This is a genomic window from Hydrogenispora ethanolica, from assembly GCF_004340685.1.
In the GTDB taxonomy this organism is placed as follows: Bacteria; Bacillota; UBA4882; order UBA8346; family UBA8346; genus Hydrogenispora; species Hydrogenispora ethanolica.
On sequence record NZ_SLUN01000001.1, the window covers coordinates 1 to 12,094 of the forward strand.

General features: G+C 56.4%; 8 protein-coding genes. 3 read left to right on the forward strand and 5 right to left on the reverse strand.

All coding sequences use genetic code 11. The annotated features are described in order from the left end of the window. Positions 1–398: 398 nt before the first annotated feature. The 4 genes from EDC14_RS00005 to EDC14_RS00020 all read right to left on the reverse strand — a co-directional run bounded on the left by EDC14_RS00005 (position 399) and on the right by EDC14_RS00020 (position 5,398). Positions 399–1,820 (reverse strand): DUF4340 domain-containing protein, encoded by a 1,422-nt coding sequence (locus EDC14_RS00005; protein ID WP_132012130.1) that lies wholly within the window; start codon positions 1,818–1,820, stop codon positions 399–401. Continuing rightward, complete coding sequence (locus tag EDC14_RS00010) at positions 1,817–3,244, reverse strand: GldG family protein (RefSeq protein WP_165907665.1); 1,428 nt, start codon at positions 3,242–3,244, stop codon at positions 1,817–1,819. The genes EDC14_RS00005 and EDC14_RS00010 overlap by 4 nt, the downstream gene beginning before the upstream one ends. 311 nt (positions 3,245–3,555) lie before the next feature. Next, the gene (locus EDC14_RS00015) at positions 3,556–4,419 is read right to left on the reverse strand and encodes an ABC transporter permease (protein WP_132012132.1); all 864 of its coding nucleotides are present in this window, start codon (positions 4,417–4,419) and stop codon (positions 3,556–3,558) included. A gap of 1 nt (position 4,420) precedes the next feature. After that, on the reverse strand, positions 4,421–5,398 hold the full coding sequence (locus tag EDC14_RS00020; protein ID WP_132012133.1) for an ABC transporter ATP-binding protein: 978 nt from the start codon (positions 5,396–5,398) through the stop codon (positions 4,421–4,423). Between the two features lie 462 nt (positions 5,399–5,860). Between EDC14_RS00020 and EDC14_RS00025 the strand changes: the two genes are divergently transcribed. The 3 genes from EDC14_RS00025 to EDC14_RS00035 all read left to right on the forward strand — a co-directional run bounded on the left by EDC14_RS00025 (position 5,861) and on the right by EDC14_RS00035 (position 9,265). Then, entirely contained in the window at positions 5,861–6,811 is a 951-nt protein-coding gene (locus tag EDC14_RS00025; RefSeq protein ID WP_132012134.1) for an ABC transporter permease, read from the forward strand. A gap of 37 nt (positions 6,812–6,848) precedes the next feature. After that, the gene (locus tag EDC14_RS00030) at positions 6,849–7,703 is read left to right on the forward strand and encodes a carbohydrate ABC transporter permease (RefSeq protein ID WP_132012135.1); all 855 of its coding nucleotides are present in this window, start codon (positions 6,849–6,851) and stop codon (positions 7,701–7,703) included. 110 nt (positions 7,704–7,813) lie between these two features. Beyond that, positions 7,814–9,265, forward strand: a complete 1,452-nt coding sequence (locus EDC14_RS00035) for an extracellular solute-binding protein (RefSeq protein ID WP_132012136.1) — start codon at positions 7,814–7,816, stop codon at positions 9,263–9,265. Positions 9,266–10,612: 1,347 nt separating this feature from the next. On the opposite strand, the gene rpoN is transcribed toward EDC14_RS00035, so the two are convergent. Then, positions 10,613–12,052, reverse strand: coding sequence for an RNA polymerase factor sigma-54 (gene rpoN, locus EDC14_RS00040; protein ID WP_165907666.1), 1,440 nt, complete (start codon positions 12,050–12,052; stop codon positions 10,613–10,615). Positions 12,053–12,094: the final 42 nt, after the last annotated feature.

Consider the following 12,094-nt stretch of genomic DNA (forward strand, 5'->3'; position numbering starts at 1 on the left):
TCTTTTTGTGAATGAAAGAGCTCTTTTTCGGAAGAATGAGCTCTTTCAGTCGCTGAGCGAGCTCTTTTTGTGAATAAAAGAGTTCTTTTTGTGAATAAACCATCTATTGCTGTGGATAAATGGTTTCGTTGAATATGGTTAATGAATTTGGACTGTGGATAAGTCGGGGAAGCCCCGGTAATACAAGGTTCCCTTTTTTCGCTTTCTGAACCGGCTTGCTTCAAAAAGGGGGGAAAGGTACTATGGTGACTACTGGCTCTCCGGTGACTCAAGGGGTGAGTTCTTTGGCCCAAAATCGACTCTCCCCCTGAGCTTTACTGCAGGCAGCACGGTGGAAGCCGTTTCCACCGCAAACAAAAAACCCAGTCTTCACTGGGTTTTTTTCATATCATCCTCCGTCACCGGCCCCGGGCCAACGCCGCCAGCCGGCGCAGCATCTCCCCGACCTGCTCCCTGGAGATGAGAAACTCGGTCCGGCCGTCGCGCTCCACGGCGTAAAAATCAGCGTTGTAGGGAAGGTAATTGACCGTAAGGACGCGGCGTTCCCCTTCTTGCGGGCCCTGGCGCAAAAAGAAGCTGGTCCTCACCTCCGGGGCTTCCCGCACCGGCCCCCGGTCGTTCTCGGCCTCGGCCATCAGCCCGATCAGGCTCTGGTAATACTTACGGAACGGGGCGGCGGCGACCGTCTTGCCGTCCACCCGGAACGTCGCCGCCTCGCCCCCGGTCGCGGCGGAAGGTTTCCGGACGATGGCGATGGTGCGGGTCCGGCCCGCCGCGGCCACCTCGATCCGCTCCACCGCGTCAATATTGACCAGACAGACGAAGCGCTCGATCAGAGCGAAGGGCTTGGTCTCCACAAAGGCCAGGCCGGCCTGGGGCAGGGTGAAGACCCGCGCTTCGTCGGCGAGCTTGCAATAGACCTGTTCCGCGTCGCGTTCCTTCCCGATCAGCAAGTGGAGACGGGTCTGGCCGTCTCCGGCGATCAGCTCGGCCCGGGCCGGCGCCAGGCCGTATGGGGCCAAATCGGCCGGATGGTCCGCCACCACCTCGGTCAGGGTGCTCAGTCCGGCCAAGGCGTCGAGGACCGGCTTGAAACGGTCGCTGTTGACCGGTTTGGGCTCCCGGTAGGGCTGGACCATCTTCCAGACGCTCAGCGGACTATCGGACCTCCCGCCCCCGGCGCTGTCGTCGGGCACGATCTCGATGGCTGCCCCGCCGCTCCGGGAGAGCTTAAAATAATTGAGCCGCTCGGGCGCGACCGCGGGCAGCTCCCGGTCCCGGAGATCCGCCAGCGAATACCGGAATTTCCGGCCGTCGGAAGCGGCGATCAGGTAGACGGCGGGGTCGGCCGGAGCCTTCAGATAATATCCCGCGCCGCTGGGAGCCAGATCGCCCAGCGCATAGCGGCGCTCCGTCCCGTCGGTCAGCACGGCGCTGGCCGTCAGCGCCGGCCGGGCCAGTCCGTAGGGGGCCAGATCCCCGGGCCGCGGGTCGATCACTTCCCGCGCCCGGAGCGCGGTGAAGTTGGCCACCAGCCCATAGAGGGCCACCGGATCCAGCTTGACCGGATAGGGCGCGTCGACATTCCAAGCCCCGTCCCGCTGCACCAGGGTCAGCTTCCCTTGGGGCGATTCCAGGACGAGCCGGGCGATCCGGGCCTCGTCCAGCCGGGAAATGAGGCGCGGCGGCGGATCCGGGGCGGTTTTCGCCCCCGCTCCCTGTCGCGCCTGGAATTGCAAATAGGCGCAGGAACCGAGCAATACCAGCAGGATTCCGCCCAGGATCAAAAGGTTCCGGCCGCGCCGCGTCGCTCCGCTCATCGGTGCCTCCTTCTCAGCCAGACCGTCACTCCCGCGGCCAGCACCGCCAGAGGGATCAGGATCACGGCGATCCCCGCGCAGATTAACGCCTGAAACCCGTTCATATTCAGCCGGAGCGAGAGCAGGCTTTTGGGTTGGATCGACAATCCGCCCTGCTGGTCGGAGAGCCAGTTCAAGCTGTTCGTCAACAGACTGGTATTCCCGGGGACGCTCCCGCTAAATTGGGGGTTCAGGAATAAGGCGCTGCCCATCAGCACCAGTTTGGCGGCGCGGCTCCGGCCGGCGCCGGGCGAGTCGCTGACGGCCGCCGCCAGCGTAAAGGGCCCCGCCGGGGCGGCGTCGCTCCGCTGAAGGGCGGCGTCGCCGAAACGGGTTTGGCCCCAGGCCTTCGCCGACGTGGTCAGCAGGGGCTCCACCGTCACGGTCCGTTTCTTGACTTCCAGCGTCTGAATGGCCTGGCTGGCCGGGATCAGCACCGGCATTTTCTGCTCCCGCAAGGCGGCGACAATGGGATGGGCGGCCAGCCGCGGCAGCAGGAAGATGGGGTTGCCGGCGTTGAACGAACTGTCGTCCTCCACCACCATCAGCCGCCGGACGGCCACCCCGTAGCCGGCCAGAACCGATCCCAGATTCGGGTAATCGCTCCGGGTCAGATCGATCAGCAGGGCGGCCCGGCCGCCCCCGGCCAGGAAGTCGCGGAGCTTGGCCGCCTCGGCGGCGGTCAGGTCCCGTTTCGGCGAGACCACCATCAGAATGTCGGCGTCTCCCGGGATGGACCGGGTGAAGAGCGACAGTTCCTTGACGGTATAATTCTCCGCCTCCAGCTGCCGGAGGATATCGTCATCCAGGGGCTCCTCCTGGTGGCCGGAGAGCGTGTAGATCACCGGATTGCGGGCCCTGTCCAGATAGAGGAGCGCCCCGGTGACCCGCTGTTCCAGGGCCAGGGAGGTCACCTGCCGCCGCCCGGGAACGCTGTCGTCGTAATGGAAGAGGTCTTCGGCGCGAATGGTTTTGTAGCGCGCCCCGGCGCTGACGATCAGGCTGCCGGCCGTCAGGTCCCCGCCGTCGCCGCGGAATTGCTCCACAAAACCCGGGTTCCGGTCGGGATCGACGGCCCGGACGGTAATGAACCGGCAACGGTCCCGGTAGCGCTGTAATAACTCCTTCACCAGCGGGTCGCCGCCGCCGGCCGTACCCAGCCGGTAGATGGTGACGGGTTTCCGCAACCGTTCCAGCGCGGCCTGGGTCTGCGGGGACAATGTAAACCAGCGGTGCTCGGAGAGATCCCATTTGAGCGCGGTTTGATCGGCCACGATATTGAGGACCACCAGGATCGCCAGTACGATGGCAGTGATCAACGCGGCGTAACCGCCGTGGCGGAACTTGGGATCCGTAAAAGATTGCCGGATATCAGCGACTTTCACCTTGATTCCTCCTCGTCTACTAAAAGCGTTGTGATAAACCCCGTCCGAAGGTCGGGGTGTTCACAAAAGCTCAGAGAAGCAAGTGATAAAGTCGTTTTGAAATCCTCTTGCCAGTCGAATCGTTTGGAAAGAGACTTTATCACATGGCTTATAAAAGCGTTGTGATAAACCCTGTCCGAAGGCCAGGGTGAACACAAAAGCTCAGAGAAGCAAGTGATAAAGTCGTTTTGAAATCCTCTTGCCAGTCGAATCGTTTGGAAAGAGACTTTATCACATGGCTTATAAAGCGGAAGTTCTTGTTGGACCGCGGCCTAGCTCCAACGCCGTTTCTCAATCTGCCGCACTGTCAAAAAGACGAAAGCCGTGGCAAAGGTCAGATAGTACACCAGACCGCCGAGGGTCAGATTGCCTTGGGCGAAGTTATGATACCGTTTATACAGGGAGAACCAGTCCAGCACCTTGCTCACGATGCCGTCATACCAGCCCGGCGCCAGCCAGTAGACCAGCGCCAGCGAGCCGGCTCCGGCCGCTCCGGCGAGGAACGGCAGGTAACGGTCCCGGGTGATGTGGAAGAGGAGCCAGGCGACGCCCAGGACCACCAGTCCCATGAAGACCAGTCCGCTGGCGCCGCTGTCCGGCAGCGCCGGAGCGATCAGCTCCGCCATCCAGCAGAAGAGCAACGCCGAAAAGGTGATTACCGCCGCGCTCACCTGGTTTTCCGTGGCCGAGGAGATGAATAGGCCGACCGCGATGAAGCAAGCGCCCAGCAGGAAAAAACCCAGATAGCCGCCGATGATCCGCCCCGTCGCCATGCTGCCGAAAAAATTGAGCAGCAACGGATAGAGGCCGGTGATCAGCAACGCGCAGAGGAACACGGTCAGGGCCGCGAAGTATTTGCCGAGCACGATCCGGGTGAGCGAAAGCGGGCTGGTGAAAAGGAGCTGATCCGTTTTTTGGCGGGACTCTTCGGCGAAGAGCCGCATCGTCAGGACCGGAACGACTAGCATGAAGACGAAATTAATGGTGCTGAGGGTGCCGTTAAAATCGGGATTCGCCGGGAGCAGGTTGACCATGGTGAAGAAGATTCCGGCGACCAATAAGAAAAAGCCCAGAAAGATATAGCCGATGGTCGTTCCGAAATAGGCTCTCAATTCGCGTTTGATAATCGCGCCCATCTCACGACACCTCCCGTTCGGGCGAAGGTTGGCCGGCCGGTGGCGCACTGTCGCCGGTGACTTGGAGGAAAACCTCCTCCAGGCTCAGATCGACGGCGCGCATCATCAACAGCGGATACCCGGCCTGGCTCAGGGCGGCAAAGACCGCGCGGCGGATATCGGCCTCCGACTCCGCTTCGACCAGCAGATCAATGGTTCCCGGTTCCCGGACCCCCTGGGCCTCCAGGGACTTGACGCCGGGAATCCGGCGCAGCAGATCGGCGACGCTTTCCGGGGGACCGGCGATCCGCAGGGCCAGCTTGCTGCCTGTGGCGAGGCTGCGCGTCAGATTCTCCGGGGTATCCCCGGCGACGATCCGCCCCCGGTTGATGATGAGAACCCGTTCGCAGACCATGCTGACTTCCGAGAGAATATGGGAACTCAAAAGGATGGTGTGCTCCTTGCCGAGGTCCCGGATGAGATTGCGGATCTCGATGATCTGTTTGGGATCGAGACCGACGGTGGGCTCGTCCAGGATTAAAACCTCCGGCGCGCCGATGAGCGCTTGGGCCAGGCCCACCCGCTGCTTATACCCCTTGGAGAGGTTTTTGATCAAGCGGGGCCAGACCTCTTGCAGCCTGACCAGGTCGACGAGGCGCTCCAAGTTCCTAAAGCGGTCGGCCCGGGATACTTTTTTCAGTTCGGCGACGAAGTTCAGATACTCCCGGACCGTCATCTCCGGATAGAGCGGCGGCGTTTCCGGCAGGTATCCGATCGTCCGCTTCACCTCGGACGGCGCCTCCAGGATGTCGAGCCCGTTCACCCGGACCCTTCCCGAACTGGCCGAGATGTAGCCGGTCAGAATATTCATGGTGGTGGTTTTCCCAGCGCCGTTCGGTCCCAGGAAACCCAGGACCTCCCCCCGGTTGACGGTGAAGCTTAACCGGTCGACAGCCAGCCGGCTGCCATACCGCTTGGTGACATTTTCCACTTCAATCAAGCGGACCCCTCCTGCTCTTCCTCGTCGAAAGGGATTGCCCCGAAGGCATCCCGTCTTGCGACTTTTTGGCGGCTTTGAAACGCGGGCGTTCCATCGCTACTTTCTATGATACTCATTTTTGCGTTTTAAATCTGCATCATTTTTGTCCATTTTGCGACTTTTTTAGGGGGATTTTGCGGAATGCTCCTGCTCGCAATGGGGTTTTACGGCAACAGTTTGGGAATACGCCCGTTTCATCCGGCGGGCTGGACTAAAACTCATGCATTTTTTGTGAATATTAAAAATAAACCGCATATCTTGCTTTGCGCCCCTATTGCAAAATGTTAAAATTACGTTAGAGTGGTCAAGCCAGATCAAGGAAGCAATAACACTATCTAGGCTTCGGTTAACACAAATCCAAAGTCAAAGTTAAATTTTATTTAATCATAAATCAAATCTAACGATACTTCAAGGAGTGAGCCAATGATGAACAATTCGGCGCAAGCCCAAAAGAGCCTGGAGTTTATGACTGAGAGGACGCCGTCAAAACTCCTGATCAGGCTGAAACAGCAGCGATTTCTGTTATTAATGCTGCTTCCGACCCTGATCTGGTATATTATCTTTAAATACCTGCCCATGATCGGCTCGTATCTGGCCTTTACCGATTCGGGTCTCTCCGCCAACATCTCTTTTGTCGGCCTGGATAATTTCAGGCGCTTGTTTCAGTCGCCCGGCTTTTGGACTTCTTTTGGTAATACGTTGATTATCAGCGCCTATTACCTGATCTTTTATTTCCCGGTCCCGGTCATTCTGTCGCTGCTGCTAAACGAGTTCCGCAGCGTCCGCTTCAAACGGGCCCTGCAATTCACCATTTATATCCCGCACTTTTTCTCCTGGGCGGTCGTCGGCAGCCTCTTTGTAATGCTTCTTTCCCCCGGTTCGGGCCCTGTCAATGAGATCATCAAAATCTTCGGTGGAAAGCCGATCTTTTTCATGGTTTCCCCGGACTGGTTCCGTTCCATTCTGGTCTCGTCCCACCTTTGGAAAGACGTCGGCTATGGAACGGTCATCTATATCGCGACGCTGGCTACCATCGATCCCGAGCTTTATGATGCGGCGCTGGTGGACGGCGCCGGATACTGGGGTCGGCTCTGGCACATCACCCTGCCCTGTCTGCGCAGTACCATCGCGGTAGTCCTGCTGTTGCAAGTATCCAATATTTTGCGGGTGTTCGAACAGATTTTGGTGATGTATAACCCGGCCGTCTACCAAGTATCCGAAGTGTTGCAGACCTATTCGTTTACGGAAGGGCTTTTAAACGGCGACATCGGTTTCGCCACCGCCATCGGCCTATTTACCTCCATTACCAGCTTACTTCTGGTATTCGGCACCAACAGCTTGAGCAAAAAAGTCATGCACGAAAGCATTTTGTAATCAAATAATTTTCAATTCTTGATACGAGGTGGAGAAGATGGTTTATCAGCTCAGTTTGGGCCGAAAAGTATTCTTGGTTCTCAATGTCACCCTGTGCGTGTTGATTGCGCTGGCGGTCCTTTTTCCATTGTGGATGGCCCTGGTCACTTCCCTGGCCCCGGACCATCAAGTGATTTACCGGGATTTTATCATGCTTCCGACGGAGATTAATTTCAACTGTTATGCGGTCGTCTTCCAGAGCGGATACATGAGGGGATTTCTGAATTCGATCTTCGTAACCGTCGTGGGCACGGCATTGTCCATGGTCCTGACCCTGCTCGCCGGTTATGTGTTGGCTCAAAAGGATTTGGTCTTCCGCAGGTTCTTCATGGGCTTCATCTTCGTGACCATGGTCTTTGACGCCGGAATCATGCCTTTTTACGTCGTGGTGCGAAGCTTGAAGCTGATCGATACTTATGCGGCGTTATTCATCCCGGTCCTGGTCTCGACCTATAATCTAATCTTAGTGAAAAATTACATGATGTCCATTCCGGAGAGTTTGATGGAATCGGCCCGGCTGGACGGTTGTTCCGAGGTCGGGATCCTCTTTAAGATCGTCATTCCGGTCTCCATCCCGATCATCGCCGCCATCACCCTCTTCTATGTCGTATTCTACTGGAACCAGTATATTAACGTGCTGATGTTCATCAATGACGCCACCAAATATACGATCCAGGTCCTGCTGCGTCAGTTGGTCTTCGACAACGCTTCGATCCAGTCGGGAGCGAACCGCGTATACAGCAACTTTAAGATGGCCGTCATGCTCGTGGCCATGTTGCCGGTTTTGATCCTTTATCCCTTCATCCAACGGCATTTCGTCTCCGGAATCATGCTGGGATCGATTAAGGGATGAGCTTAATCTTCATCATACACCGGGATATCCCGAACCGGAAAGGAGTTGACGCCCGGATTCTAAAAACCGTGCCCCATCCCCAATCCAAAAAGAATTAGGAGGTAGGAAGCGTGTGGAATGCTAAGAGGACCGTATTGTTGGTAGTGATTGGTTTATTGACGCTTACGCTGATGAGCGCGGCCGGGTTTACGGCCAAGGCCCCCGCGAATCTGACGGTGTGCATGCCCAACTGGGGCGCTTCGACCGACCCCGGCCTGCAGGAAGCGGTCAAGGATTACATGGAGAAACAGACGAAAACCTCCATCAAGATGCTGGCCATCCCGATGAATGCGTATTCCGACAAGATCAACGTCTTGTTGGCTTCCGGAGACATCCCCGATGTTTACCGGGTGACCAAAGCCATGGTCAATGTCCAGGCGTACACCAACCGGGGCTATACCGCCGAGTTGGATAAGTACGTCCGGAAGGTTAAAGAATTCCGGAAGATCGATCGCAAATACTTCAACTATATGAGAGTCAACGGCAAGATTCATGCCATTCCGATGGGAAAAGAATCCGAGAAAGTCCTCTGGACGCGGAAGGATATCCTCGACAAATACGGCGTCAAACTTTCCAGCACTCCGACCACTGAGGAATTCTACAATGAAATGAAAAAGGTAAAAGACATCATCCCGCTCTCTTTCCCGAAATTCATGGATAACATGCCGTTCTTCTACAGCACGTTCGGCGCTTATGACGAGTTCATCAAGAACAAGCGGGGCAAGTATTATGACGCCTTCAACTCTCCGGAAATGAAGGAATGCCTGAAGTATGTCAACCGGCTGTATAAAGAGGGGATCCTCGATAAAGAGTTCCCGACTTGCGACAATACCACGCTCCGGAACAATCTGATCTCCGGCAAGGCTGCCGTCAACCTGGACTACGACAATCGCTATTTCTACTATTACGGCGAAATCACCCGGTTGACCCCCAATATCAAACCGGATCTCCATCCGCTTTTCCGGTTGACCGGTCCGAAGGGCTTGGGCGGAACTTTAAATGAGGCGGTTCAAGACGCCTATGCCGTTTCTCCCAAATCCAAGGCGCCGCAAGCAGCCACCGACCTGATCGCCTGGATGTACTATACTCCGGATGGCTTAAAAGCGGTCCGGATCGGTCTCCCCGGCAAACACTACACCATTGAGGGCAACAACGCCAAGCTGACTCCGCAGGCGGAAAGCGGCGGAATGACGCTGGATCTGACCCAGGTGATGAAGATGTTCGTCGACGTCGACCAATTGAACTTCGGATTCAAATTCCCCAACGAGGACATGAATTCCACCTATTTGAAACTGACCAAAGACATCAGCAAGTATTCCGGCCCGAAACACGTCGTGCCGGCGGGCGCGTCCCCGACCTACGACCGGGTCGGACCGTCTCTGGTCAAGAAACGCCAGGAACTGGCCCTGAAGATGATTCTGGGCACCTCCTCCATCGAAGAGGGCTTTAAGGAATACGAGGCCTTCTTCAAGAGCATCAACGGCGATCAAATCATCAAAGAGTTGAATACCAAAAAGAAATAAGCTTCCAAAAAACCTCCGTGCCGGACTCCGGTGCGGAGGTTTTTTTTATACTGAGCATCAAGATACCACCGCAAGAAAATACAACCTTCCTGGTTACTCTCCCCGATTCCGGGCCAGAACCAGGACGGTTTAAGCACGGCGGTCCATGGATGGATTACCGCCGTGGAGAGCTAAGAGAGAGGAGGAAGGCTGGACCTAATCCTTATTATGCTTACGTAGTTTCTTGCGGATTTACCTTTTCGCTTCATTTTGCGGATACATGACCGGGTTGAGGAGCTAAAAGAGAACGTTTTGTAAATCAAGATCGCTTTGGGTAATTGAAAGAGCTCATTCGTTCAGCAAGCTCGTTTTGTGGATAAGAGAGCTCTTTTTGTGGATGAGTGAGCTCGCTCAGTCGCTCAGCAAGCTCGTTTTGTGGATAAGAGAGCTTGTTTTGTGAATGAGAGAGCTCGCTCAGTCACTCAGCAAGCTCGTTTTGTGGATAAGCAAGCTGGTTTTGTGAATGAGAGAGCTTGCTCAGTCGTTCAGCAAGCTCTTTTTGTGGATAAGCGATCTATTTTTGTGGATAAACGGTTCCGTTTAACCGGATTAACGGTTTTGGCTGTGGATAAGTCGGGGAAGTGCGGCGAAAACCGGGTACAGTCAGAGGGTGAGCGGAGCTATATAGGCCATCTATAATAACGAACGAAATTGAGTTCATTTTGGGTAGAATATTTTAAAGTGATCTTGAAAACTCAAGCGTAACAAGGTTATACAGCGACGTTTTTAGAATCAAACTGATCCTTGCCGCGCTGATTGTCTAAAAACTGACCTCTCCCCCGTCCCCTCCCCGGCGCAGTCTTTTTGATGGTTGACTCGACGGGGAGGGGTGGATTGCCACAAATTATTGCCTTTTTGGGGGACTTTCTCTTTGGCCTAATTTCCGTGGTTGATTCGCGTAAAGAACTTACCTTTTTACATCAACATTGGCCCTCGTTTCAAGCGATTGACCCCTCCCCGTCGAATGAGCCCTCAAAATTTACCGCGCCGGACCATATCCAGGAAGGATACAGTCCGGCGGTTCATGGATGAAATACCGCCGGGGAGAGGACCGGGGAGAGGTCGCTTTTGGGCTTACTTCATCGCCACATTGAGCTCCCCGTTCTTTTTGGTTCCGGCTTCGCCGGGATAGGTTGAATTCAATTTCTTTATTAAGATTTGCATTCCTAATGCAAACGACTTTTAACAAAGCCGTTTACATAGAAGGCCGAATGCAAATGGAATCAAAACGAATTTATTTCATCCTATTACTGCCTATTACTGCGGTAATGACTTGATACTCAGTTTTTTTATTTACCCGGCGAACTCTTAATACGCCCGGCGCAGATTCGACGGCGGGATATCCAGCTCTTCGCGGTATTTGGCGATGGTCCGGCGGGAGATCCGGACCCCGCGCTCTTTGAGGACCTCCGCCAATTGCTGATCGCTGAAGGGTTCCGCTTTCGCTTCCCCGGCGATGATCTGCTTGAGCAATCCTTTGATCACCGTGGAAGAGGCCGCCTGTTGATCATCCGTGGCGATGCCGCTGGTGAAGAAGTATTGAAACGGATACACCCCGAACGGGGTCGCCACATACTTGTCAGCCAGGGAACGGCTGACGGTGGATTCGTGGAATCCGGCCTCCTCCGCCACCCGCTTTAGGGTCAAGGGTTTCAGACCGGATGGCCCGTGGCTGAAAAACGCCCCCTGGAGATGGAGAATGGCCTCGGCCATTTTATAAAGCGTCGCGCGGCGTTGTTCGACCGCTTTGATCAGGCTGACCGCGGCGCGCAGTTTCTTTTCGAAAAAATCCTGGCTCTGCCGGTCCATCGCCCCTTCCTGCCGGAGCATTTGGCGATAGACGGCGCTCACCCGGAGCCGGGCCGAATCGGGTTCATTCACCGCGATCAGCCAATCATTGCCGATGGCCCGGATGGTCACGTCGGGGATGATATACTCGGTCAAGGGCGCAGTGCCGATCAGCCGGCCCGGCCGGGGGTTCAGGCTCCGGAGCCAATGGGCCGCGGCCTGCACCTTTTCCAGCGGTTTTTTTAGCTGATGCGCGATCTGATTCAGTTTCCGGCCGGCCAGCTCCTCCAGGTAATCCCGGGCGATCGCCGCGGCGATGGCGCGAAGCTCCGCTTCAGACTCCGCCGCCTCGGCGGCCTCAATCTGCAGACTCAAGCATTCCGAGATACTTCGCGCCCCCACTCCGGCGGGATCGAAACTCTGCACCAACCGGACCACCTTCTCCACCCGCGCGTCTTCCACTCCAAAAACCGCCGCCGCTTCATGGGTGGAGCAGCGCAGATAACCGTCGTCGTCGATATGGGCCACCAGGTATTGGCCGATGGCCAGTTCGGCCCCGCTCCCGGCGCAAAGACGCAATTGCTGCAGCAGGTAATCCTGGAGCGACTGGCTCTCGTCGGTCCAGGCTTCCGGATAAACCGGCGCCTCCTCCCGCCGCCCGGCGGAGAAAGCCGCTGTCTCCTCCCGCTCGTCATCTGCCAGCAGATAGGCAGCTAACTCCCGGACATCGACGTCCTGGGGCTTCTCCGGAGCATCGGCCCCGTCCGCTTCGTCCGGCCCTTCCCGCCCCGCATCCGCCGCTTCCTCCACTTCCAGCAGGCAATTATCCGCCAGCTGCTCGCCCAGGAACGATTGGAGCTCAGCGGCTGTCATCTGCAGAACCGCCAGGGATTGGCGGAGTTCCGGCGTGAGCGCCAGCTTTTGGACAGTCTCCAGATTCTGATGTTGGACCGGGTTCAACCTTCCTGCACCCCTTTGATCGGCTTTATGCCAAAGACAGCT